At 61.6% G+C, this 22,908-nt stretch carries 22 protein-coding genes and 3 pseudogenes; 10 read left to right on the top strand and 15 right to left on the bottom strand.

The features are described 5' to 3' along the window. Positions 1-21: 21 nt before the first annotated feature. From NKI47_RS22580 to NKI47_RS22615, 8 genes are all read right to left on the bottom strand, one after another. The gene (locus NKI47_RS22580; RefSeq protein ID WP_245274676.1) at positions 22-462 is read right to left on the bottom strand and encodes a YciI family protein; all 441 of its coding nucleotides are present in this window, start codon (positions 460-462) and stop codon (positions 22-24) included. Between the two features lie 165 nt (positions 463-627). Next, positions 628-1,410, bottom strand: coding sequence for an ABC transporter ATP-binding protein (locus NKI47_RS22585; protein WP_023676185.1), 783 nt, complete (start codon positions 1,408-1,410; stop codon positions 628-630). Between the two features lie 10 nt (positions 1,411-1,420). Beyond that, a complete protein-coding gene (locus NKI47_RS22590) occupies positions 1,421-2,218 on the bottom strand; it encodes an ABC transporter permease (protein WP_156937326.1) in 798 nt (265 codons plus the stop codon). Positions 2,219-2,315: 97 nt separating this feature from the next. Further along, on the bottom strand, positions 2,316-3,317 hold the full coding sequence (locus NKI47_RS22595; RefSeq protein WP_352615287.1) for an ABC transporter substrate-binding protein: 1,002 nt from the start codon (positions 3,315-3,317) through the stop codon (positions 2,316-2,318). Between the two features lie 225 nt (positions 3,318-3,542). After that, a complete protein-coding gene (gene hutC, locus NKI47_RS22600) occupies positions 3,543-4,274 on the bottom strand; it encodes a histidine utilization transcriptional repressor HutC (protein WP_023676188.1) in 732 nt (243 codons plus the stop codon). Between the two features lie 30 nt (positions 4,275-4,304). After that, positions 4,305-5,327, bottom strand: coding sequence for a zinc-dependent alcohol dehydrogenase (locus tag NKI47_RS22605; RefSeq protein WP_352593720.1), 1,023 nt, complete (start codon positions 5,325-5,327; stop codon positions 4,305-4,307). Between the two features lie 15 nt (positions 5,328-5,342). After that, the gene (gene hisD, locus NKI47_RS22610; RefSeq protein WP_352593721.1) at positions 5,343-6,665 is read right to left on the bottom strand and encodes a histidinol dehydrogenase; all 1,323 of its coding nucleotides are present in this window, start codon (positions 6,663-6,665) and stop codon (positions 5,343-5,345) included. 80 nt (positions 6,666-6,745) lie between these two features. Further along, positions 6,746-7,519, bottom strand: coding sequence for an SDR family NAD(P)-dependent oxidoreductase (locus NKI47_RS22615; protein WP_352451001.1), 774 nt, complete (start codon positions 7,517-7,519; stop codon positions 6,746-6,748). Positions 7,520-7,717: 198 nt separating this feature from the next. On the opposite strand from NKI47_RS22615, the gene NKI47_RS22620 reads away from it, so the two are divergent. The 3 genes from NKI47_RS22620 (at position 7,718) to NKI47_RS22630 (ending at position 11,383) form a co-directional block, all read left to right on the top strand. Beyond that, complete coding sequence (locus NKI47_RS22620; protein WP_352593722.1) at positions 7,718-9,784, top strand: N,N-dimethylformamidase beta subunit family domain-containing protein; 2,067 nt, start codon at positions 7,718-7,720, stop codon at positions 9,782-9,784. Positions 9,785-10,099: 315 nt separating this feature from the next. Beyond that, positions 10,100-10,735 (top strand): dihydrofolate reductase family protein, encoded by a 636-nt coding sequence (locus tag NKI47_RS22625; RefSeq protein WP_352593723.1) that lies wholly within the window; start codon positions 10,100-10,102, stop codon positions 10,733-10,735. Between the two features lie 102 nt (positions 10,736-10,837). Then, the gene (locus tag NKI47_RS22630) at positions 10,838-11,383 is read left to right on the top strand and encodes a dihydrofolate reductase family protein (protein ID WP_023676194.1); all 546 of its coding nucleotides are present in this window, start codon (positions 10,838-10,840) and stop codon (positions 11,381-11,383) included. 46 nt (positions 11,384-11,429) lie between these two features. Here NKI47_RS22630 and NKI47_RS22635 read toward each other — a convergent pair. The 3 genes and pseudogenes from NKI47_RS22635 to NKI47_RS22645 all read right to left on the bottom strand — a co-directional run. Beyond that, positions 11,430-11,596 (bottom strand): annotated as a pseudogene (locus tag NKI47_RS22635) (GMP synthase (glutamine-hydrolyzing)); the annotation flags it as partial. Positions 11,597-11,704: 108 nt separating this feature from the next. Continuing rightward, positions 11,705-12,481 (bottom strand): NAD(P)H-dependent oxidoreductase, encoded by a 777-nt coding sequence (locus tag NKI47_RS22640; protein WP_352593724.1) that lies wholly within the window; start codon positions 12,479-12,481, stop codon positions 11,705-11,707. 17 nt (positions 12,482-12,498) lie between these two features. Then, positions 12,499-13,395: a LysR family transcriptional regulator gene (locus NKI47_RS22645; protein ID WP_023676196.1), complete on the bottom strand. Its 897-nt coding sequence runs from the start codon at positions 13,393-13,395 to the stop codon at positions 12,499-12,501. Between the two features lie 268 nt (positions 13,396-13,663). Here NKI47_RS22645 and NKI47_RS22650 point away from each other — a divergent pair, with 268 nt between their 5' ends. The 5 genes and pseudogenes from NKI47_RS22650 to NKI47_RS35195 all read left to right on the top strand — a co-directional run. Beyond that, positions 13,664-14,398 (top strand): SDR family NAD(P)-dependent oxidoreductase, encoded by a 735-nt coding sequence (locus tag NKI47_RS22650; RefSeq protein WP_023676197.1) that lies wholly within the window; start codon positions 13,664-13,666, stop codon positions 14,396-14,398. A 144-nt stretch (positions 14,399-14,542) separates the two neighbouring features. After that, entirely contained in the window at positions 14,543-15,142 is a 600-nt protein-coding gene (locus NKI47_RS22655) for an NADPH-dependent F420 reductase (protein WP_352593725.1), read from the top strand. 3 nt (positions 15,143-15,145) lie between these two features. Beyond that, positions 15,146-15,652, top strand: coding sequence for an SRPBCC domain-containing protein (locus NKI47_RS22660; protein ID WP_352450990.1), 507 nt, complete (start codon positions 15,146-15,148; stop codon positions 15,650-15,652). 34 nt (positions 15,653-15,686) lie between these two features. Next, positions 15,687-16,499 (top strand): SDR family NAD(P)-dependent oxidoreductase, encoded by an 813-nt coding sequence (locus NKI47_RS22665; protein ID WP_352578786.1) that lies wholly within the window; start codon positions 15,687-15,689, stop codon positions 16,497-16,499. A 3-nt stretch (positions 16,500-16,502) separates the two neighbouring features. Further along, positions 16,503-16,616: pseudogene (locus NKI47_RS35195) on the top strand (alpha/beta fold hydrolase); the annotation flags it as partial. A 900-nt stretch (positions 16,617-17,516) separates the two neighbouring features. Here NKI47_RS35195 and NKI47_RS22670 read toward each other — a convergent pair. Together NKI47_RS22670 and NKI47_RS22675 are read right to left on the bottom strand one after the other, a co-directional pair. Beyond that, a complete protein-coding gene (locus NKI47_RS22670) occupies positions 17,517-18,380 on the bottom strand; it encodes a class I SAM-dependent methyltransferase (RefSeq protein ID WP_352578785.1) in 864 nt (287 codons plus the stop codon). Between the two features lie 133 nt (positions 18,381-18,513). Then, on the bottom strand, positions 18,514-19,407 hold the full coding sequence (locus NKI47_RS22675; RefSeq protein WP_352578814.1) for an NAD(P)/FAD-dependent oxidoreductase: 894 nt from the start codon (positions 19,405-19,407) through the stop codon (positions 18,514-18,516). A 286-nt stretch (positions 19,408-19,693) separates the two neighbouring features. On the opposite strand from NKI47_RS22675, the gene NKI47_RS22680 reads away from it, so the two are divergent. Then, a complete protein-coding gene (locus NKI47_RS22680) occupies positions 19,694-20,341 on the top strand; it encodes a TetR/AcrR family transcriptional regulator (protein ID WP_352593726.1) in 648 nt (215 codons plus the stop codon). A gap of 651 nt (positions 20,342-20,992) precedes the next feature. On the opposite strand, the pseudogene guaA reads toward NKI47_RS22680, so the two are convergent. Beyond that, positions 20,993-21,946, bottom strand: a pseudogene (gene guaA, locus NKI47_RS22690) (glutamine-hydrolyzing GMP synthase); the annotation flags it as partial. A 14-nt stretch (positions 21,947-21,960) separates the two neighbouring features. Further along, positions 21,961-22,389, bottom strand: coding sequence for a MerR family transcriptional regulator (locus NKI47_RS22695; protein WP_352593727.1), 429 nt, complete (start codon positions 22,387-22,389; stop codon positions 21,961-21,963). 39 nt (positions 22,390-22,428) lie between these two features. Here NKI47_RS22695 and NKI47_RS22700 point away from each other — a divergent pair, with 39 nt between their 5' ends. Then, the gene (locus NKI47_RS22700; protein WP_502898071.1) at positions 22,429-22,899 is read left to right on the top strand and encodes a mercuric transporter MerT family protein; all 471 of its coding nucleotides are present in this window, start codon (positions 22,429-22,431) and stop codon (positions 22,897-22,899) included. Positions 22,900-22,908 lie beyond the last annotated feature (9 nt).

Here is a 22,908-nt window from a genome sequence, read left to right on the forward strand (position 1 = left end):
CTGAGCTTCTCGCGCGTCCGGTCATGGATTTCCGTGACCTCCGGCGTCAGATTCCCATTGCCAATCAGCCATCTCGTACAGCGGCCGGATTTCAATCTCGCTCGGTCCGGGCATGGGATTGGGGCAGCGCTTCACCCAGGCGACAGCCTCGTCCATGTCCTTGACTTCCCAGAGCCAAAAGCCGGCGACCAGTTCGCGGGTCTCGGCGAAAGGCCCGTCGATGACCGTCCGGCGGGGACCATCGAACGCAACGCGCTTGCCCTGCGAGGAGGGCTTGAGGCCATCGGCGTCGAGCAAGATGCCGGCATTGCGCAGCTCGTCGTTGAACCTGCCCATCGCCTCCATCGCCTCCTTCGCCTCGGGCGTGGGGACAAAGCCCTTTTCGCTGTCCTCGGTAGCCTTCACGAGCACCATCACACGCATCGTCTGTCTCCTTGTTGAGCCGGACTCACCGGCCGGCATCGAAACGACGAACGGAGTTTAGGAAATCGACATTGTCCTGCAAATTTTTTTCGAGGTTGAGGAGAAAGCCGCCGATCGCGGCTCCCCTGGTCAGGAATCGCGATGGCGCGATATCGAGATTGGGCGCAACGGTGGTCGCCGATTGTAAGTAATTGAGTGGCCCGCCTAAACCATTTCGGGACGTTTTGAAGCCTCGCGGATCGCCTTGTGTACGCTGCGCTGCAAATCCATGAAGGCCGGGGTTTCCATGACCTCTTCCCGGCGCGGGCGCTCGATGTCGACATTGAAGGTCTGCATGATGCGTCCCGGGCCGATCCCCATCACGACGATGCGGTCCGACAGGTAGACGGCTTCTTCCACATCATGGGTGACGAAGAGCACGGTGAGCCTGTGCTCCTCCCAGATCTGCGTCAGGAGTTCCTGCATCTGATGCCTGGTCAAGGCATCGAGCGCGCCAAAGGGCTCGTCCATCAGAAGCATTTTGGGTCGATAGGAAAGGGCACGCGCTATGGCCACCCGTTGCTTCATGCCGCCAGAAAGCTCAGACGGATAGCGATTGGCGCTGTGCGGGAGCTTGACCAGATCGAGATGCTCGCGTGCTATCCTGCGGCAGGTCGCGCGATCATGACCCGCGGCCTTGAGCGCGAACTCGATGTTCTGCTGCGCCGTCAGCCAGGGAAGCAGGGTGTAGGACTGGAAGACGACGCCGCGGTCGAGGCCCGGCTGCAGGATCGGCGCGCCATCGATGGCAAGATCTCCCGCGTCGAAATCCTGCAGTCCGGCAACGATCGACAGCAGCGTGCTCTTGCCGCAACCCGACGTGCCCACCAGCGAGACGAACTCGTTGTCGGCAAGATCGAGATTGATATCGCGCAGCACTTCCGTGCGCCGCGCGCCCGTGCCGAAGCTCTTGTGGAGACCTTTGATCCCCAATTTGGGCAAACTCATCGGCCCGGCCTCATTGCACGTGGCCCTCCTGCCGGAACAGCACTTTTCCCAGTGCCTTCATGACCTGGTCGGTAATGAGGCCAAGCACGCCCAGTAGCAGGATGTAGCCGATGATGGTGTTTGTCTGGAAATAGCGTTGGGACACGGTGATGCGGTAGCCGAGGCCTGATGTCGCCGCGACAAGTTCCGCCAACACCAGCCAGGTCCATGCCCAGCCGAGACTGATGCGTAACGTATCCCAGATGCCTGGCAAGGCGCTGGGAACCACAATGCGCGTCAGGATCCTGCGATCCGGCAGGCCGAGTGTCCTGCCAAGGCCAATGAAATCAGCGGGAACCCGCTTCACATTGTCCATGATCATCAGCACCTGCTGAAAGAAGGTGCCGATGAAGATGATCAGGAACTTCTGGGCATCGCCGGTCCCCGACCACAGGATGGAGAGGGGCACGAAAGCGACCACCGGCATGTAGCGGATAAAATCCACAAGCGGCTCGATCGCCGCTTCCCAGGTCCTGAAGCTGCCGATCAGCACGCCAATCGGAATCGCCAATGCCGAGGCGATGAGGAAGCCAATGGAAATACGGTATATCGAGGCTCTGACATCCAGCCACAGCGTGCCGTCACCCGAGAGCTTGCCGAGCTGGGTCACCACGCTCCCCGGCGAGGGCAGGAAAATCGGCTTTACCAGTCCCAGCCCCGTTGCCGCCCACCAAGCAAGACCGAGGCCGGCAAAAACCGCCACTGCTATCATCAGGAAGCGCGAGCGTGCGATGGGCGCGCCTATCCCGGAGGATCGGCGACGGCGCATCGGCTGTTTGATCACCGGCCCCGGCGCTGCGTGAGACGGGCTTGGCTTGGTCGCACGCTGCTCGGACATTTGCGTCACCACCGCGAGCCGGCCCTCGTCATTTCGCGGCCTTGACGAATGACGGGTCGATCATCTGCTCCGGCGTCACGTCCGCCTGAAGCAGCCCGGCGTTCTTGGCGGCTGCCTCGACATCGGCGAATGTCTTGGTGGAAAATTCGCCCGTCAGCGCATCCTTATTTTCGGCGAGAGTATAGTAACGCACGCCATCAAAGGCGGTGTTGAGGTCTTCGACGCTCGAACCGACTGCCTTGGAGATGATCGCCCGGCCGTCGGGCGTGTCGGCATTGTAAGCCTTCAGGGCCGCATCCCAGGTCTTGATCATGGCAAGCACCTGGCCGGGACGCGACTTGATCACCTCATCGCGCACCACGAACACGTCACTGATCAGGCCGGGATCTTCGCCTGCGGTGAAGAGCAGCTTGACGTCCTTGTTCTGTGCCCTGGCCGCGGTGAGATAAGGCTCATAGGTAACCGCGACCGGAACCTGGCCAGCGATCAACGCGCTGCCGGCATCCGCCGCCGGCATTGGAACCGGCTGGACATCGGCGATGGACATGCCGTTCTTGGCGAGCGCGTATTTGAGCAGGATGTCGCTCGTCGTGCCTTCCTCAAAAGCGACCTGTTTGCCCTTGAGGTCGGCGACGGAGGCGACGTCCTTGCCGGCGATCATGGCGTCTGCCGTCATGCTGACGTCGAGCAGAAGCACGATCTTCACCGGCAGGCCGGCCGCAACCATTCCCATAGCCGTGTGGGTCGCGATGTTGGCGGCATCGAGCTGGCCGCTCGCCAGGGCGGCGTTGATGTCCTTGTCCTCGGCGAAGTTCACGATCTGCACGTCGGACAGCCCGTTTGCCTTGAACAGACCCTTGGCTTCGGCGACGTGCCACTGGCCGTAGCCAAGCCATGGCTCGATGCCGATCTTGAATGTTCCTGCCTCAGGCGTCGCCGGAATTGTCGTGTCGGCCGCGTAGACCGCCGGGGCAAACCCGACGGCAGCAGCCATAACGAGTGCCCGAAATTGTCCTGCTAGGTTACGCATCATCTTGTTCCCCTTGATGATCAGGCCGCTTTTTTGAGCCAAACATCCGGCCTGGTGAGAATGCGGGCTTCTGCTCTTGCGGCATCGTGCCTCGGCATCTTAGCTGTCAGTTCAACCGAAGTGCGACGACACTTCAACGTCAGCAACAGCGGATGTCAAGGCTAAATACATACATGCATATACAAGTTAGACACCTCTTTCCGACTCTGAATCGCTCCACTGCGATCAGGTTTTTTTGGACGGAGAATACCGACTGCCAAGCGAGTAGCGGCTTCCAACGTAAGTCAGCTTGCTGATCGTGGCAACGACGGCGCCCGTCCATGTCCGGCGATGCAGAAACAGGCAGCAGCTGCCGACGTCGATGCCCAGATACCGCGCCGTCTCGGCATCGGCAGGGGTCGCCGAGATGATGTGCTCGACCTCCGTCACCGGGGTTTTCTGCATGAGATAGTCGTAGGTCGCTGTCCTGGAAAAATCCTGCTTGTCATAGTCGGGTATCAGGCCCGGGTTGACGAAGCGCTCTTCCAGTTGCACAGGCAGGTCGTTCTCGAAGTTGACGACGATGGAATGATAGACCGACACGCGCTTTGCAAACTCGAACGAAAGCGCGAGCTCCTTTGTCGGCATGATCTTTTCGAGGACGATAACCTCGGAGCGATGCCGGTTTCCCCGCGCGACAATTTCCGCCGCGATGTTGTTGATCTCGATCAGTGCGGATTGCGGTCGAGGTGGCGCGATGAATGTGCCGACGCCCTGGAGCCGGATCAGAAAACCCGCAGAGGTCAACTCCCGCAAGGCACGATGGACCGTCATCCGAGACACGCCGAGTGTCGCCACGAATTCATTTTCGGACGGCAGCTTGCGGTCCTTGCTCCATCGCCCCGTTCCGATGTTCGTCAGGATGTAGTCCTTGACCTTCTCGTAAAGAGGGCTGGCGGTGTCGGGCAAAGTTATCATTTCAAAAATCCTTTCCGGCAGGTTCGGAAATCACACGCGCCCGGCACACCGCATCCGGATGATCGTTTTCAAGCCATCGCCCTGCCCCGCCAACAGCCGCTCATAGGCTGCGGGAACATCATCCAGGCCGATCTCGCGGTCGATCAGTTCGACCATGGGCTCGGTCAATTCGCCGAGCATCCGAATGGCGTCGGGAAGCTCATCGGCAAAGGCGTGGCATCCCAGCAATGCTATTTCGCGTTCAACCAGGATGTTGGGATCGATATCGAGGCGGCCATGGAATATGCCGACCATCGCAACGGTGCCGCCGGCATCGAGAACGCCGAGCAACTGGCCGAGTGCTGCGACGCTGCCGGTTGCTTCGACGGCAGCGAGCAAGGGGGCATCCGCGGTGGCGGCGGCAATGGCGTCCCGGTTCAAATCGACGATGCTGGCGCCGGTGACCCGCGCCACGCGGGCGCAGCGGCCAGGGTTGCGATCGGCGACGAGCACGGTATCTGCGAATGTCCGGGAAAGCAGCAGTGCGGCAAGCCCGCCGATAGTCCCGCAGCCGACGACAAGAACGGAGCCGGCCGTTTTCGGCAGACGCCGCACTGCGTGCAACGCTACAGCCAGCGGCTCGGCCATGGCCGCGACCCGTTCGTCAAGCACGGCATCGACGATGTGCAGGAGGCGCGCGGGCAGGACCGCCTGTTCGGCAAATCCGCCGTCGCATATCTCGCCGACAAAGCCCAGCGACGTGCAAAGATGCCGCCTGCCTGCATGGCATTGCGCGCATTCTCCACACCAGAAACGGGAATCGGCGACCACTCGGTCGCCAACACCGACGGTATCCACGCCCTCGCCGATGGCTATCACCGTGCCTGTCAGCTCATGGCCAGCCGTCGAAGGCGATCGGCTTATCCATTGGCCCGTGCGGAAGTTGTGGAGATCGGAACCGCAAATGCCTGCGGCATCGACCCTTAGCTTCACCCAGCCTGGCTCGGGAGCGCCTGGCGCGGCGATATCCTCGACGCGCAAGTCGCCGGGTCCATAGAGTCGCGCCGCCCTCATCGTCATCGTTTCCGCTCAGCCGGCAAGATAGCGATCGCGGATCTCCGAAACCGCGTTCTCATGCGAGCTGAATCCTTCGTAGCGGGCGAGCCTGCGGGCATGCAGGGCGAGTTCCGGATAGGCCGCCGAGGTCACATAGCCGACCGACGATCTCTTGACGAAATCCGTCACGGAAAGCGGTCCAAAGGTTCGCGCCCACCGGCTGGTCGGCAGCACCGCATTGGGTCCCAGGACGAAGTTGGCGAGGGTCACCGGCGTATGCGGACCCATGAGGATCTCGGCGGCTTCCGTGATACGTCCGAGATGCGCAAATGGCTCGGTTGACAGAATCTCGAGGTGCTCCGGCGCATAGTCGTTGATGAACCGGTAGCTGTCCTCCAGCGACTCGGTCAGCACGATGCCGCCGCGCTTTCCAGTCAGCACCGCGCGTGAGAACTCCACACGCTGTTCGCTCATCCTGGACCAGTGTTCCGGTATCGCAATCAACGCGGCTTCGGCGACCTTGCGGCTGTGCGTCACCAGGTAGGCCGAGGAATCCGGCCCGTGCTCGGCCTCGATCAACAGGTCAAGAGCAGCCAGGCCGCCGTCGACGCTGTGATCGGCAAAAATGATCGCTTCGGAAGGACCGGCGGGGAGACCTGTGTTGATGATCGGGGACAACACGCTCTTTGCCGCCACCACCCACGGGCTCCCCGGCCCGACGATCTTGACGGCAGGCTTCACAGTCTCGGTCCCATAGGCGACGGCGGCGACCGCATGGGCGCCGCCGCACTTGTACACGGTCTCCACGCCGGCGATGCGGGCAGCAACCAGCGTCGCGGCGTCGACGGAACCATCCGAAGTCGCAGGCGTCACGATCGCGATCTGGGGAACCCCGGCAATCACCGCCGGAACCGAGGTCATCATCGTCACCGAGGGAAAGGCGCCTTTGCCGCGCGGAACATAAAGCGCAACGGAAGCAATCGGTGTGTATCGGTCACCCGCATAGGCGCCCGGCCGAACTTCCTTGAGCCACATCGTTTCCGGGCGCTGCTCCTCGTGGAAATGCCGGATGTTCTCAATACCGAACCGGATACTCTCCACGACATCCTTCTCGACCTTGTCGAATGCCGCGTCGAACTCCGCTTCCGAAACTTTCAGTCCACCGTCGGCAACATCGGCTTTGTCGAGTTCGCGTGCAAACCGGAGCAAGGCCGCGTCACCTTCATCCTTGACGGCCTGGATGATTGGACGGACCTTTTCGATGAAGGAAGACAGATCTCCTTCGGCGCGTTTCAGTAAACTGGACCGCTGATCGACACTGAGGGATGACAGGCGGTGGAAGCTGACGTCAGACATGGCGGCTCCTTTTCTTAGAACACAATTACGATTAGCGCTTGTCGATCACTTCTGGGACACGTCTCCGGCCACTGAAGCCTTCAAATCGATGCGAGAAAGCCTCCATCCACGGGAATGGACTGGCCGGTTATGTAGGCTGCCGCATCCGAAGCGAGGAACACCGCGATTCCGTGCAGGTCCGAGAGATCACCAAAACGGCGCTGCGGAATCTTGGCAAGCATCGATTGCTGCCATGCCTCGTTGCTGTAGAACACGTCTGTCATCGCTGTCCTGAAATAGCCAGGCGCAATGGCGTTGACCCGGATCCCGAGATCGGCCCACTCCGCCGCAAGCGCTCGCGTCATGCCGAGGAGGCCTGATTTCGACGAGCCGTACGGCACCGCCGTGGGAACCCCAACCTCGGAGGTCAGCGAGCAGAGATTGATAATGACGCCGGGCCGTCCGGCGTCTCTCATCTGCCGCGCGGCGGCTTGGGCGCAGAAGAAGGCGCCTTTGAGATTCGTATCGACAATCCGGTCCCACAAGGCCTCGTCGACATCGAGTGAAGGCCGGACCTCTTCCACCCCCGCATTGTTGACGAGAATATCGAGACCTCCGAGCAGGCTGCCGGCCTCGGCTGTCGCCGCCCGGCAGCGGTCGACATCGGTGACATCCAGGGCGATGGCGTGCGCGACCCCGCCGGCGGTGCGGATGGCGGCCATCGTCTTCTCGAGCGAGGCCACGCTGCGCGCCGTGACCGCGACGTCGGCGCCGGCCGCGCTGAGCGCCTCGGCGATGCTGCGCCCGATGCCACGGCTTGCGCCGGTTACAAGCGCCTTCCTGCCTGACAGATCGAAGAGAGATGCGTTGCGCATGTCATCCTCCTTGGTAATGTCGCGCTTGGACCGATCGCGTCGAGACTATCCGAATGCAGCTTATCTATACAAGCATGTACATCATGGCTGTAGTGCGCCATGCGGAACTTTGCTTGTCAGAGCGGCAGCGCATTGGCCGACATCGGACCGGTCTACGCGGTTCGCCCCAGCCCATCTGGAGTTCATCGGGAGGGATAGATGAAGCGCGCAGTAGACCACGACGCGATGAGCGTGGTCGGCTATACCACCCCCTGGAGTGCCAAAGCAGGCCAGCGGATCAACCTCAGCCTGTCATGCGATCGGCCGATAAAGGCCACACGAATTTGCCGGCTCGACAAGCCGGCTCCGGAACTTCTCGCCTGGCCCATCGAAACGATAGGTGAAGCACGGCGTCGGCATTTCGACCAGGGGTCGTTCCTGTTCGTGCGAGCCGGCGAACTGGTCAAAGTACAAGCCGTCCACGGCATTCGTTTCGAGCTGTTCCTCACGCGCAACGAAGGTGCGCGCACGATCCTGGAAGCAGGCGCCCTCGGGCTGCGCCTCCGCGACGGCGCATTTGTCGTGGAAATCGGCGGCGAAACCCCTGTCGAGAAGAAGGCGCCAACTGGTGTGTGGCTCACTGTCGAGTTGGACCTGCGGCAGGAACAATCGCGTCTGCGCATCAAATCCCATGATCTTCTCGCGCCTTACGAACTCCATGAAGGTTTTGGCGGCCCGGCGCGGAACCTCCAGGCGCACGGTATCCATTTCGGCGCAAGTGCCACCAACCACGAACCTACCCTCAACGCGAAATTTGCCGCGATCCGGCTCGACACCCCACACGGGACTGTTGCCTGGGATTTCCCGACGCTGTTACCAACGCAGCCGATCCTGTCGTCGGGCGGAGCAGATCCGCTGCTCCTGGATGTGATCAATCAGCCAGCCTTCTGCGTGACTTCGGCACGGTGGGACGGATCGAGCTTCGAGCCTCGCTTGGTGCCGTCGCACTACGACGCTATCCATTGCCACGACGACGACATCGGCCCGCTTGCATGGCCGGCATCGCACCGCGCGACGATCCCCGAAAACGCACACCCAGGCGTCTACGCGTTCCAGGTCGAATGGGAGGGTGGCTACGAACGCGTGGTGTTCTTCGTCACCTCTTCACAGGTTTCGTCGCCGCTGTTGTTTCTCGTGCCGACGGCCACCTATCTCGCTTATGCGGACGAATATCTCCCGGATCATCTTTATGAATGGAAAGGCGACGACCGGGGACATCGCTTCGCGATCGCCAACAATCTGAAATCCCTTTACGACTACCATTCTGACCTTAGCGGTGTTTCCATCTGCTCCTACAAAAAGCCGAAAGTGACGCTCAGGGACGATTACGATTATCCGCTCTGCGGCTGCCCACACAACCTGCCGGTCGATCTGCATTTCCTCCGATTCTGCCACGAAAATGGAATCGTGTTTGACGTCATGACCGATCACGATTTGCACGAATGCGGCATAGACGGTTTGCGTCGACATCAAGCCGTCGTCACCGGCAGTCATCCCGAATATATGTCGATCGAGATGGAGCAGGCGCTGCGGCAGTTTGTGGCCGAAGGCGGCAGCATCGCCTATCTCGGCGGAAACGGCTTTGCTGCCACTGTGGCTTTCAAGGACGATCTGATGGAGTTGCGGCGCTCGCCGCTGGAGGCCGGCCGAACCTGGGACGGCCCGGTCGCCGAACAGGCGCTGTCGATCACCAACGAACCAGGCGGCTATCTCCGCTGCCGCGGCCGAGGCGAATTCTCGCTGATCGGCGGTGCAATCTCATTGATGGGTTTCGATGGCGCACGCCCTTTCACGCGCACTGAGGAAAGCCATGAAGCAGGATGCGCATGGCTGTTCGAAGGCGTTGAAAATGCGACCTTCGGCACCGACGGCATCGTGCTGGGCGGTGCCGCGGGCTACGAAGTGGATGCGACGGATCCGGCCCTCGGCACTTCCGCTGACACCGTCGTGATCGCGCGTGCGACGGGATTTCCCGACAGCTTCTTTCAGGATCCGACGCGCTGGTACGAGGGCGGGGATAGGCAGCACATCGCCCGCCGCTGCGCCGAAATGACCCTGCGAAAGCTCGCAGCAGGCGGCTTGATCTTTTCCGCAAGCTCGGTTGCCTGGTGCGGCGCGCTGCCAGCCGCAGGCGCCATGAACGATGTCGGCAGGATCACGCTCAATCTGCTTACCCGCCTCGGCGCCACGAAAGGAGAACCCGGCCGAGAAAAATCGATAAGCTGATTGGCGCCGTTACGGAAAGATCCGTATCCGGTTTTGGGAATCAAATCAGTCGGCGTGCACCGGCTTCGTCTCACATGCCTCTCCCCACCTGACGGACGGCAGTTGCCTCAGCCGCAACCTTCAGGTGCGCTGCTTTGACAAACGGCGCTGAACCAGAATTTGGCGCGGCATCAACGACACCCTCGCCGACTAGGCAAGGAAGCTCGGTATCCCTTCTTCGGCGGCGTGCAAGCGTTGTCGGACTATCCCGCAACGAATTGTCGGAACTGACCGATCTGGCCCGTCCTTGGGTCTCACCAGGGCAAGGAAGACGCGATGAGAGACCTGATCTTGAAGATGTCCATATCGATCGACGGCTTCGTGAGTGACCTGGAAGGCCGAAACACATGGATGTTCGGCGCCGATCAAGAGGCGAAGGCCTCGGGCGTAGAGTTCATATGGAACTCGAGCCTGCACATCATGGGCAGCCGCAGCTTCCGTGACATGGCCGCCTGGTGGCCGACCTCCTGCGAGCAGTTCGCGGCGCCGATGAACCAGATCCCCAAGGCCGTCTTCTCACGACGGGGACCGGAGATCCTGAGGGAGGTGAGCAAGTCGGCGGCGCTCGATGAGGCTCGCGCCGTCAACGCGGGAACCGGACAGCCGGCGAAGTTGCAGCCCGGTGGTGAAAGTTGGGCGGAGGCCTATGTGGCGAGCGGTGACTTGGCGGAGGAAGTCGCGAAGTTGAAAGCCCAAGAGGGCAAGCCGATCATCGCCCACGGCGGAGTGAGCTTCGCCCGCAGTCTCGTCGCCCAAGGACTGGTCGACCAGCTCGCCCTGATGGTGGCCCCCGTGGCGCTGGGCAAAGGCCTGCCGCTGTTCTCCGAACTGGTCGCGCCGATGTCTCTCAAGCTGGTGAGCTCGAAAGCCTTCCCGGGGGGCGCGGTGGCGCAGATTTACCGGCCAACGTGAACACGTCAGAGAATGTGTGCAGCCAGCGAACCGGCGAAGTGAGGGCGAGGTTTGAATGAATGCGATCCCTTCGGATCGTCGTCGATCGATAGGAGCCTGTGCGTGGCGAAGCTTGTGTTCGGAATGATGCAGTCGCTCGACGGCTATGTCGCTGGCGCCGAGGGCGGGCCCGGGCTGCCGATGCCCGGAGAGGCGCTCCATCGCCACTTCAACGCCCATGTGCGCGGGATCGCCGGCAGCCTCTACGGCCGGCGCATGTACGAGGTAATGCGCTATTGGGACGAGGATCAGTCGGGACAGGACCAGGTCGGGCGCGACTTTGCGGCGGCCTGGCGGGCGCAGCCGAAATGGGTCGTCTCTCGCACCCTGAAGTCGGTCGGGCCGAACGCCACGCTGGTGGACGACGATCTCAAAGGGTTCGTTAGGGCGCTTAAAGCCGAACACGAGGGCGAGATCGAAGTCGCCGGACCGGAGCTTGCGGGTAGTCTGACCGAGCTTGGCCTTATCGATGAGTACCGGCTCTACTTCCGTCCCATCGTGCTTGGTCGCGGCAAGCCATTCTTCGCCGGCCCGCGGCCGCCGCTGCGTCTCGTGGCCAGCGACCGGGTTGGCGAGGACGCGATCAGAGTGACGTACGTTCCCGCCTGATCACAACCCACCCGACACCCTAACGTCCGTCGGACCGAATTTGAGCTCATTCCCACTCGATGGTGCCTGGCGGTTTGCTCGTCACGTCATAGACGACGCGGTTGATGCCGCGCACCTCGTTGATGATGCCGGTGGCGGCGGCGCCCAGGAATGCCATGTCGTGACGGTGATATCCGCGGTGCTGCCATCTACCGATGGTGACGCTTTCGGCGCGTATGCGCGTACATACCGATAAGGGCAGCGGTCACGAGCCGCGCTGTCCCCACGGGCATTGCTCTACGTGCGCCCTTCAAGGAAAAGGAGCATTGTGACGGGGCTTAGCTATAGACGCTGTAGCATTGATCTAATGCGATTTATCGCAGCATCGACACCTTGCCTAGGCAGACTTTCAACCTTGTAAAATGAAAGGAACGTAAGCGAGGCTTGAGGAGCACAGGTATTCAGAATAGCTGTCTTGAGAACACGCCGCACTGGCCGCCTGAGGATCAGCCAATCGACCCACCAAGGGGAGCCCAAAGTTGTTATTGCAACCACCTTCCTTAACTGGCGAAGTCGCGGTTGTATGGCACCAAGATCGGCTGCGTGATCGTAGGCAATACCAGGCACCCATACCCTGTCGAACCAGCCCTTCAATATAGCTGGAGGTCCGAACCACCACGTGGGAAAAATCAAGACGATAGTCTCGGCCCAGAGAAGATCCTCAATCTCTTTAGCTACCTCTGTAGTCTCGAATCCGGAATAGTAGCTCGCGCGCTCCGCCGGTGTAAGAGCCGGGAAGAAGCCAGATCGATACAGATCAACATGTCGGCACTGGTGCTTCGCATCCATCAGGGTGTCGATAGCTGCTTTCGAAAGCGTTTGGCAAAGGCTTGGATTGAGTGGATGAGCCGTGACAATCAAACATCGCATACTAATATTTTGAATCCTCCCCAATTTGGTTGCGCTGCGCGTCATCATTCGTGCGGCGCGGTTCGGGCGAAGCTTCTCATACCAATCATGGATTTCGAAATAGCTGTACGCGCCACAGTCTTCAAAGAGCAATTGTTTTTCAACGCCGAGAATGGCCCTTCTACAGCGGTACGCTCGAGACAGCGCCATCGGCGACCTGCCAGGCGTCAGTCGCGCGATATGGACAGCCCCGCGAGAAGCGGCGCGTACGCGGCGAGCCTGCGGGATACGAACTCCGTGAAGAGCCGTACGCGCTTCGTCTTGCGTGTCTCCCCCTGTGTGAGAAGCCAGAGCGTTCCGTACATGTGCAGGTCGGTGCCCGGCACCCTCACCAGTAGGGGGTCGGCATCGCCGACGAAGCAGGGCAGTGTCGTGATCCCGAGCCCTTGCCGTACAGCAACGATCTGCGCCTCGGCGTCCGTGGTCCTGAAGGGAACCCCCGTGGTGCGAACCTCACCCTCGCTGGCCCATTCCGGAATTCCATGAATGCTTATGACGATCCACCGGATGGGATCAGGCGCGCCCGCACGCCACGCGGCTAGTCGATCACAGGACATATAGACGCCGCCGAACACCTCCGGTCCCTTCAGGCCATGAAGATTGAGCGGCAGGGTTTTGCGGTCGTAGACGACGCGGATCGCGACGTCGGCCTCTCGGTTGGTCAGATTTGCCAGCTCGCCGGACGACAAGATTTCCATCTCGATATCCGGATGCAGACGCGCGAAATCGGCGAAGTCCGGCATGAGCAGGTGTGTCGCGAGGGGCGGTGCCAGCGTCACCCGCAGAAGCCCGCGCACGCTCTGGTCGCGCCCGAAGACGCGCGTCTCCAGCAGGTGCGACGACACTTCCATCTGGTCCGCGAACTCGAGGACCTCCTCGCCCGCAGCCGTCAGGCGGTAGCCCGAAGGCAGCTTTTCGAACATCTGCACCCCGAGGCGTTCCTCGAGCTGGGCGACGCGTCGCAGCACGGTCGAGTGGTTCACACCGAGGCGCTCGGCGGCGGCCCGCACCGAGCCTCCGCGCGCGACGGCAAGAAAGTAGCGAACGTCATCCCAGTCGATCATGGTGCAATCCGGCACCGCGCGGTGCGCCTTCCAAAGCCCGTATCTAACACATCGAACAGCAGTACGGGCGGTCATCATAGCCTATGTCGACGAGCGCGGCTCAATTCCGAACGGCGGACGCCGATCGTCGCGGCTGGCGTCAGTCGTCCAGCCGGATCGATTTCGCACCACCGATGTGCGCGCTTCCGCACTCAACAACTGACGCCGGCGGACCCATTTCGAGGTTCTCGGAGGCAGATGCCGTCCCGACACCACGAAAGGAGAAGTCATGGGAAAGCTTGAGGGTAAGGTTGCAGTCATCACGGGTGGATCGAGCGGCATGGCGCTGGCGAGCGCCAAGCGGTTCGTTGAAGAAGGCGCCTATGTTTTCATCACGGGCCGGAGACAGGAGGCGCTGGACGAGGCCGTCAAGCTGATCGGCCGGAACGTGACCGGCGTGCGCGGCGACGCGGCCAATCTCGACGACCTCGACCGCCTGTTCGATACAGTCAAGCGGGAAAAGGGCAGGATCGACGTCCTGTACGCGAGCGCCGGCACGGGCGAAGCCGTCCCACTGGGCGAGATTACCGAGCAGCACTTCGATGCGGCCTTCGGCCTGAATACGCGCGGCACGCTGTTTACGGTTCAGAAGGCGTTGCCGCTGTTCAACGATGGCGGATCGATCTTCATGACCGGGTCAGTTGCTTCGGTGAAAGGTTTTCCTGGTTACAGCGTGTATGCGGCGAGCAAGGCGGCGCTGCACGCATTCGCACGCGGGTGGCTCAACGAACTCAAGGGCAGGAATATCCGGGTGAACGTGCTGCACCCGGGGCCGATCGCCACACCGATGCAGGACCAAGTTCTGACCGAGGAGGCGAAGCAGATGTTCGAATCCCTGATCCCGCGGGGAAAGATGGGGCGTCCTGAGGAAATTGCGACGGCCGCGCTGTTTCTTGCTTCCGACGATTCGAGCTTCGTGAATGGGGTGGAGTTGTCTGTCGATGGCGGCTTCTCGGCCATCTGAAATCGCGCCGGATCACGGGAAGCGGCTGACCGGCGGGAACTAGCGTGTCCATGGTGGAACGACCACGCAAAGGTCGCCACACAGCGGAACGAATAACCCAGCGCCGTTGAAGGAATCAATACCAACACGGATCGGAGAAGCATTATGAGCTACGCAATTGTAGGATTCGGTAAGATAGGCCAGGCCCTCGCCCACGCCTTCGCCCGTAAAAACATCGACGTGGCCGTCGCGAGCCGCCGGCCGCCCGAGGCGTTGGCGCCGCAGGCTCGGGCGATTGGACCCACGGTCGTCGCCAAGTCGCTGCGGGATGCACTCGAGGCCGACACAATTATCTTGGCGGTCCCGTTCGGGGAGCATCGCGAGGTTGCGAAAGCCCTGCCGAGTTGGAAAGGCAAGACGGTCATCGACGCGATGAACGCGTTTCCAGTCCCTGAAGAGCTGGACGGCCTGCCGTCCTCCGCCTTCGTCGCGAAGGCGTTCACCGGCGCCAAGCTCGTCAAAGGGTTCAATCATCTGGTTGCGGCCACCCTGGCTGCCGATCCGATCGTCGAGGGCGGGCACCGTGTCGTCTTTCTGTCGAGCGACGACGAGGACGCGACCGCTCCCGTGGCGGCCTTGGCCAAACAACTCGGGTTCGCACCCGTCAAGCTGGGAAAGCTCAACGAGGGTGGCGCGCTGGTGCAGGCACGCGGCCGCACTTGGGGCCAGCTCATCTTCCAGGATTTGTTCAAGAAGGAGCAGTAATCGATGTACGACCATGTGACCTGGCCCGAGCGATATGATCCGAAAACGTCGGCCATCTACGCACTCAACGACATTGACGTGAAGGCGCCGCCTGAAGCGGTCTGGAAGCTGCTCGTCGAAGCCGAGAATTGGTCGAGCTACTTTCCCGCCGAGGATCAGGTCAAGATTCTGACGGGGGAGCCGGAACTGGCGCTCGGAACGCGATACAGCCGTGTGACGGTTGGATTTCCGATGAGTCTGGTCGTGACGGAATGCGAGCCCCTTCGCAGGCTCGCATGGGCGACGACAGTTGATGGCGACGAGACCGGCTCAAGCGCATACCATGGCTGGGTCATCACGCCTACAGACCATGGCTGCCATGTGCTGACCGAGGAAACGCAGCAGGGCCCCTTCTTCCTCGATGAGCTCGGGCGCAAACATCCCGGCGCACTCTACCGGTATCACCAAGACTGGGTCGAAAGCCTCGCCCACGCAGCGGAGGCGGAAACAGCGAAGACGACAGTGGATTGATTGCGCTTCCTATTTAATTTTGGAGATGAATGAGATGAATATCGAACTCAAAGGCCGCAAGGCCATCGTTACCGGATCCACCGCCGGTATCGGCCGCGCGACGGCGGAGGGGTTGGCGCGTGCCGGTGCATCGGTCGTCGTCAACGGCCGTGGAAACGCTCGGGTCGATGAGGCGGTGCGGCAGCTGCGGCAGGCCTTCCCCGGCAGCGACATCTCGGGTATCGCCGCTGATCTTGCGACAGCGGAGGGGGCAAAGGCCTTGATCGCGCATGCGCCGGACGCCGATATCCTTGTGAACAACGTCGGTACAGCACACATCCGGAGCTACAACGGCGTCGAGGATATCGCAAATATCCCCGATGAGGACTGGCTTGACCTCTTCCAGTTGAACGTAATGAGTGGCGTGCGCGCGAGCCGTCATTACCTGCCGCGGATGGTGGCGAAAGGCTGGGGCCGCGTCGTGTTCATAAGTAGCGAATCCGCAGTCAACATCCCTAAGGAAATGCTCGACTATGGCATGACCAAGACCGCTCAACTCGCGGTCTCACGCGGGCTTGCCGAGGCGGTCGCGGGCACGGGCGTCACCGTCAACGCCGTCCTGCCGGGACCTACCCGCTCTGAGATCCTGGGCAACTTCATGGCGAAACAGGCTGACGCAAATGGAATCACGCAGCACGAAGCCGAGCAGGGATTCCTGCAGGCGATGCGTCCGACGAGCCTCATCCACCGCTTCGCGACCACCGATGAGGTGGCCAACATGATCATCTACACATGCTCGGAGCAGGCTTCGGCGACCACCGGCGCGGCTTTGCGGGTGGATGGTGGCGTGGTCCGCTTCGTCGCGTAGCAGGACGACCAAATTGTTCCGTTCGCCAACTCGGGTCCGCTGTCGGCCAAGCTGCTGAAGCATGGCACGCTTAAGTCTACAGGGATCTGCCGCACGGGCATGCGCACGATCCACGCATTGCGGGAGCACTCTGAAACTATGCGAGGCACGAGAACGTATTCAGCTACGGCGCCGTCCCCGCTGTGCTCGGCGGCCGTGCGCTCGTCTCGTTGGTCCCGCCCCGGGGCTTAGACCATGATACAAATCCACGGAACATGATGTCTATTGTCCGAGGAATTGGATCGGCGCTCCAATCCAAAGCATGTGCTGTGGACGGCGCGGTGTATCGATCCCTTTGAGCCTCTCTACACATAATCGAAGGTCTATCGCCGACCTGCAAAACGGCTGCTTGTTCTTGCAGAATCGCCCGCGAACTATCGCTTCCTATCGTTGACCAACAATTTCCGAATATATCCGACAGTACTCCAACCTACTCTACCGTACGCCCCATCATTCCCACTCGATTGTTTTAAGTGATCGTAACGCATTGAATTCCCTGCACAAATTCTTTCTGCACGCAATGAAGAACCGTCTCCCCGATCCGTCAGAAATTTGCGCTCTTGAATTCAAAGGAGAATTTCGGCGATTCAAAATCTGCTCGGTTTCAGCGACTATCGGCATCGATTGGTCGATTTTCGACATTCTTTAGCTGTGCCTTCACGATCCCGTCGGCAAAAAGACCGTCACGGCTCGCAAGAGCCTGAACGACACGCAGTTCCTCTCATGCCTTGATCCGTCCCGGACTTACGCCTTGGCGGCGTTCTGTGCAGCCTCGAATACATCGCGTGCGGACGTCGTACCCGCTACGTGCTCCGTAAGCACGTGCACCAACGTTTTCGAGTGTCGTGCAAACGCTGTACCCCGCCATCAAAGCCTCTAGCTCGCTAATGGCGGCTTCCAAGCCAGAAGGGACATCAATCTGACCGGCCAAAGACGCCCCGCTCCACCGAGCGGGGGCGTCTCCCCTGTTAATCCCTGTCAGCTTGCCGGATTGCGTGCGATGACGATCCACGCCGCGCCGTCGATCATCACCGACCGCTCGCCGGGGAGGCCCGCGAAGGCGGCACGAACCGCGGCCGAGGCGCGGGCGCGGATGTCGTCGGGCTGATCAGCGAGAGCGCGCGACAGCGGGCCGACCTCGAGTGTCATCTCCACCGCGTCGTCGATCGCCGCGTCCCGCGTCCCCCCCTCGCCGAACGGGATGGAGGCATCGAATGGCGCGATAGCGACATCGGTGAAGCCAGCCGCCGTTAAAATACGCGCCACCCGCCCCTGGTCGCCAAACGAGAACGGGCCGGGCGCTTCGGGATCGGGCGGCGCCGTCGGCGGGACGATGCCCTTGATCGCGCCCATCGGCAAGCGCACCCAATCGTTCTCGGCCATGCCGCGCCAGCAGACGAAAGCGACCCGCGCGCCCGGCTTGAGCGCACGGCGCATATGAGCGAACGCCGCCGTAGGATCGTCAAAGAACATCACTCCGAAGCGCGAGAACAGGATGTCGAACGCGCCCTCGGGCAACGCGGTGCTGCTGGCGTCGGCCACCTGGAACAGGGCCGGCGTATCCTGCGGCGCTAGCGCGCGCGCTCTGCCGATCAGCGGTTCGGATATGTCCACGCCTAGCACATGGCCCCCCGCGCCGACGCGGGCGGCCAGATCCAGACTAGACGCCCCCGCGCCGCAGCCGACGTCCAGCACGCGTTCGCCCGTGGCGGGCGCGGCGGCTTCGATCGCGGCCTGGCCGAACACCGCCATCATGGCATCGAGCCGGGCCTGGTAAGCGACCCAGCGCTCCCCGCTTTGGCCATTCCAGTCGGCTACCTGATAAACATTTTTCTCTGCCATGCCATATCCTTGTTCTGATTCTTTCTTTGCTAGGCTCTCCCCTCAGGCGAGAGGGGGCCCGCGTTCCGTGACACCGGCCCGCAACCTTCTGAATTTGATAGCCCGCGGCAACCGGAGAAGGGAATCTGTGCTCTCAAACCAGCATCGACTGCTGGGCGAAGATGCCCGCCATCGCGCCGTGCGATGATGCCGTGGTGACCGAGGGCATGAGGGGGTTGGCAAGGTCGCCGGCGGCGTAGATGCCGGGCATGCTGGTTTCGCGGCGCTCGTCGACCTTGAGGGCGATGCCGAGGGGCGTATCGACCGTGGCGAGGCCCAGCGATTCATGCAGGATTGCGGACGGCTTGTTGCGCGGATGCGCGAACAGGATGTCGACCGCGACATTGGGGCCGGTATCGAGATTGACGGTGGCGAGATGGCCCCCGTGATGGGCGATCTCGGTGATCCGGCCATCGACGACAGGTATGTTACGACGCGCGAGATCGGCCCGGATATCGGGCGGAATGTCGTGACCATCGGCGAAGAGCGTCAACCTGTCGGTCCAATCGTGGAACAGCCTGACAGACTGGTGCGACTGCGGGCCGGACCAGACGAGGCCCCAATGCTGGCCGGCGACTTCAAAACCGTCGCAATAGGGGCAGGGCACGATGGACGTGCCCCAGCCTTCGGCAAAGCCCGGAACATCAGGCATCTGGTCGGCGACGCCATAGCTCAGGATCAGGCGGCGCGCCCCAAGGCTTTCGCCATCGCCAGTGAGGACGGAGAAATCGTCGACGGCGCCGGAGACGCTGTCGGCCCGGGCATTGACCAGCCTGATCGTGGGATAACGCGCCAGCTGCTGCCGCGCCTCGGCCAGGATGTCCAGCGGTGGCTTGTGATCGTGGCCGAGCAGACCATGCGAGTGGCCGGCGAAGCGGTTGCGCGGCAGGCCGGTATCGAGAACGGTGACCTTGCGGCGGGCACGGCCGAGCTGCAGGGCGCCGGCGAGACCGGCAAAGCTGCCGCCGATGATGATGACGTCATCCATGGTGATGGGCTCCGTGTCGTGGATGGAGGGGGTTGGGCTGGGCCTAGCGCGCAATATCGTCCAGCGATACGCGCTCGAGACGGGCAGCGAGCAGGGCTTCGGCCTCTGCGAGAAAGTCGCCCATCTGTGTTGACCGGCCGGACAATGCCGCATTCGATATCGCCGGGCGGCCCGGGGAAACTTGATTTGGACAACAGGTTGAAACCTACCCACTGGCTTGCACATTTCCGATACTACATGGTATCGTAATGCACGAATTAGGATACTGTCAAGTACTGGAATTGTCGTGACCGTAAACAGCCAGGGCCGGCGCGGCCGGCCCGCCAACGAGGCGCTTGGCCAAACGATAGTCGACGCCGCGTGCGAACTCTTTGTGGAATTGGGTTTTCAAGCGACGACATTGGACAAGGTCGCCCAGCGGGCGAAGATATCCAAGCTCAGCATCTATCGGCACTTCGAGAACAAGGAGGCGCTGTTCAGCGCGGCCATCGCGACCCGCTGCCATCAGTTTGCACCGCAGGCCCCTTTTGAAGGCGTCGACGGTTCGGTCGAAGATCAACTCATGGCGGTGGGATCATCCCTGCTTCGCACGCTGTTGAGCTCGGACGTCCGCAGTGTCGAAGCCATGATCATGGCCGACCAGACGAATCAAAAGTCGTTAAGCAAGCTCCATTACGAAGCCGGCCCCGCCCATGTCATCGCCCAAATCGAGGCCCTGTTGCGTCAGTTGCACGCGAAGGCGGTTCTGAACGTGCCCGATCCTCTCCGGTCCGCCCGCTTGTTTGCCGCGCTTTTCAAAGGATCCGATCTCCTGATTATCGCACGCTTCGATGAGGCGAGAGCAGAGGACGACAACGAAATCGAATCCTATTGCCGGTCGGCCGTCGCCATGTTCATCGCCGCGCACGGTGGCAACGACCACGCGGGCGGATAGGCATTTGATTGCTCCGGGCAGCTTGGCCGGGACCGTCGTCCAGGCGCTTCGTCATATTGGGCCGGCGCGCGCGGCCGAGCTTGCACAGATCGCGGCACCTCATCTTTCTCCCAACGATAAAAAGACGCTCGCATCTACCGCGGTCCAAGCTCCCGCCTGGATGCGGTCGACGCTTCTCTCCATCGCAGATCCGGCAGCAGTCGGGACAACATTTGATAGGTGATGCGACGGTGCCATCCGACGATTTGCGATCGGGTCCGGAACATCGATCGGTACCGCAGCCAAAGCTGAAACTATGTATGTCGACAACTAAAGTACCGTCAGCGCAGAAATGTCATGCTACGGGCAATTTTCGTTATATATTTCAAAGCGTTGACGCACAGAAAAGTACCGTCAAATCCCAAAAACGAATGACGGTACTTTTTAGAATGCTCTATCGGATACGAAAAGCACCGTCAAAAGTACCCACAGAGTGATCTGCTACAAGCTGCGAGCCGCGCCAGGCGCTCCGATAAACTTAACGATTTCAATGACTTGATAGGTTTGTCAATTCCATTGATAATGTGCCCTGGCTAGCAGTCTGCCCTGCCCGCAAATCATTGTATTTTCTGCGAAATTCTACGCTAGAGCCGCCTATCATCACCGTTTCCCTCACTCCCATTCGATGGTGCCTGGCGGTTTGCTCGTCACGTCGTAGACGACGCGGTTGATGCCGCGTACCTCGTTGATGATGCGGGTGGCGGCTGCTCCCAGGAATGCCATGTCGTAATGGTAGAAGTCGGCCGTCATGCCGTCGACCGAGGTGACGGCGCGCAGCGCGCAGACGAACTCGTAGGTGCGGCCGTCGCCCATCACGCCGACGGTCTGCACCGGCAGCAGCACGGCGAAGGCCTGCCAGATGGCGTCGTAGAGGCCGGCCTTGCGGATCTCGTCGAGATAGATGGCGTCGGCCTCGCGCAGGATCTCCAGCTTTTCGCGGGTGATGCCGCCCGGGCAGCGGATGGCGAGACCGGGACCGGGGAACGGATGCCGGCCGATGAAGCTGTCGGGCAGGCCGAGCTCCTTGCCGAGCGCCCTCACCTCGTCCTTGAACAATTCGCGCAGCGGCTCAACCAGCTGCATGTTCATGCGTTCGGGCAAGCCGCCGACATTGTGATGCGACTTGATGGTCACCGACGGGCCGCCGCTGAAAGAGACGCTTTCGATGACGTCGGGGGTGCCTTGTGCCAGGAAATCGGCGCCGCCGAGCTTCTCGGCCTCCTCCTCGAACACTTCGATGAACAGCCGCCCGATGGTCTTGCGCTTCTTCTCGGGGTCCTACTCGCCCTCGAGCGCGCCGATGAAACGGTCCGAAGCGTCGACCAGGATCAGCGGCAGATTGTAATGCTGGCGAAACATCTCCACCACGCCTGATGCCTCGTCCTTGCGCATCAGACCGTGGTCGACAAGGATGCAGGTGAGCTGGTCGCCGACCGCCTCATGGATCAGCAAGGCCGCGACCGAGGAATCGACGCCGCCCGACAGCGCGCAGATCACCTTGCCCTTGCCGACCTGTTTGCGGATCGTCTCGACCGCGTGCTCGCGGTAGGCGCGCATCGTCCAGTCGCCTTCGGACGCACTTATGCGGTAGTTCGCTCCTGGAACAGCGTCTCGATCAGCGGGCACTCCGGCAACGTGCCGTCAGCGCATTGCGCGACCACCTCCTTCAGCATGCGCTCCATCCGTTTGAGGTCAGCGATTTTCGTCCGCACGTCCTTAAGATGGGCGGCGGCCACATCTCTTGCCTCGCCGCAAGGCCGATCGCGTTCATCCACGAGGCGCAGCAGTTCGCGGATTTCATCGAGGGAAAAGCCTAGCTCTCGCGCGCGTAGCACGAAGCAAAGGCGCCGCTCGTGCATGGTGTCGTAGCTGCGATAGCCGCTCGTCGTACGCGGCGGCTCGGGCAGAAGGCCGACCTTCTCGTAGTAGCGCACGGTCTCCAGGTTGCATCCCGTTCGCTGGGCGAGCTCGGCCCGCTGCAGGCCCTTCACCACGGTGTGATCGCGCATCGCAAAATCTCTCTTGACCCTGTAGTGACTACAGACTGCATGTTACGACAGACTTGGGATTTCGGCAAGGAAGAGAGGCCGGACACGGTTGCATCGCGATCCGGAACAACGGCGGCCCAAACTGCCGCTGCAGACTTGTCTGCCTCTGAACGAGGCGACGCCGGGCGGCAGCGTCTGATCGCCGTGGGCGGCATTCTCGGCGCACTCGCGGCTTCCTCCTGCTGCATCGTGCCGCTGCTTCTGTTCAGCCTTGGCATCGGCGGGGCCTGGATCGGCAATCTGACGGCGCTCGCGCCTTACAAGCCATTCTTCGTCGCCGGCACGGCAAGCCTTCTCGGATGCGGCTTCTACCTCGTCTACTGGAAGCCCAGGCGAGCCTGCGCCGATGACGCCGCTTGCGCGCGCCCAATCCCCAACGGCCTCGTGCAGCTCGCGCTCTGGATCGCGACCGTGCTGGTGATCGCCGCCTTCGCCTTCGACTATGTCGCCCCACTGCTGCTTCGCGCCTGAGACAAAGGA

This window comes from Mesorhizobium sp. M0633 (genome assembly GCF_040320645.1).
In the GTDB taxonomy this organism is placed as follows: domain Bacteria; phylum Pseudomonadota; class Alphaproteobacteria; order Rhizobiales; family Rhizobiaceae; genus Mesorhizobium.

What these genes read in the sequence shown, in the direction of transcription:
- NKI47_RS22580 (WP_245274676.1), bottom strand. Translation starts at nt 462, where the DNA reads ATGCCGGCCGGTGAGTCCGGCTCAACAAGGAGACAGACGATGCGTGTG.
- NKI47_RS22585 (WP_023676185.1), bottom strand. Translation starts at nt 1,410, where the DNA reads ATGAGTTTGCCCAAATTGGGGATCAAAGGTCTCCACAAGAGCTTCGGC.
- NKI47_RS22590 (WP_156937326.1), bottom strand. Translation starts at nt 2,218, where the DNA reads ATGCGCCGTCGCCGATCCTCCGGGATAGGCGCGCCCATCGCACGCTCG.
- NKI47_RS22595 (WP_352615287.1), bottom strand. Translation starts at nt 3,317, where the DNA reads ATGCGTAACCTAGCAGGACAATTTCGGGCACTCGTTATGGCTGCTGCC.
- hutC (WP_023676188.1), bottom strand. Translation starts at nt 4,274, where the DNA reads ATGATAACTTTGCCCGACACCGCCAGCCCTCTTTACGAGAAGGTCAAG.
- NKI47_RS22605 (WP_352593720.1), bottom strand. Translation starts at nt 5,327, where the DNA reads ATGAGGGCGGCGCGACTCTATGGACCCGGCGACTTGCGCGTCGAGGAT.
- hisD (WP_352593721.1), bottom strand. Translation starts at nt 6,665, where the DNA reads ATGTCTGACGTCAGCTTCCACCGCCTGTCATCCCTCAGTGTCGATCAG.
- NKI47_RS22615 (WP_352451001.1), bottom strand. Translation starts at nt 7,519, where the DNA reads ATGCGCAACGCATCTCTCTTCGATCTGTCAGGCAGGAAGGCGCTTGTA.
- NKI47_RS22620 (WP_352593722.1), top strand. Translation starts at nt 7,718, where the DNA reads ATGAAGCGCGCAGTAGACCACGACGCGATGAGCGTGGTCGGCTATACC.
- NKI47_RS22625 (WP_352593723.1), top strand. Translation starts at nt 10,100, where the DNA reads ATGAGAGACCTGATCTTGAAGATGTCCATATCGATCGACGGCTTCGTG.
- NKI47_RS22640 (WP_352593724.1), bottom strand. Translation starts at nt 12,481, where the DNA reads ATGGCGCTGTCTCGAGCGTACCGCTGTAGAAGGGCCATTCTCGGCGTT.
- NKI47_RS22645 (WP_023676196.1), bottom strand. Translation starts at nt 13,395, where the DNA reads ATGATCGACTGGGATGACGTTCGCTACTTTCTTGCCGTCGCGCGCGGA.
- NKI47_RS22650 (WP_023676197.1), top strand. Translation starts at nt 13,664, where the DNA reads ATGGGAAAGCTTGAGGGTAAGGTTGCAGTCATCACGGGTGGATCGAGC.
- NKI47_RS22655 (WP_352593725.1), top strand. Translation starts at nt 14,543, where the DNA reads ATGAGCTACGCAATTGTAGGATTCGGTAAGATAGGCCAGGCCCTCGCC.
- NKI47_RS22660 (WP_352450990.1), top strand. Translation starts at nt 15,146, where the DNA reads ATGTACGACCATGTGACCTGGCCCGAGCGATATGATCCGAAAACGTCG.
- NKI47_RS22665 (WP_352578786.1), top strand. Translation starts at nt 15,687, where the DNA reads ATGAATATCGAACTCAAAGGCCGCAAGGCCATCGTTACCGGATCCACC.
- NKI47_RS22670 (WP_352578785.1), bottom strand. Translation starts at nt 18,380, where the DNA reads ATGGCAGAGAAAAATGTTTATCAGGTAGCCGACTGGAATGGCCAAAGC.
- NKI47_RS22675 (WP_352578814.1), bottom strand. Translation starts at nt 19,407, where the DNA reads ATGGATGACGTCATCATCATCGGCGGCAGCTTTGCCGGTCTCGCCGGC.
- NKI47_RS22695 (WP_352593727.1), bottom strand. Translation starts at nt 22,389, where the DNA reads ATGCGCGATCACACCGTGGTGAAGGGCCTGCAGCGGGCCGAGCTCGCC.
- NKI47_RS22700 (WP_502898071.1), top strand. Translation starts at nt 22,429, where the DNA reads ATGTTACGACAGACTTGGGATTTCGGCAAGGAAGAGAGGCCGGACACG.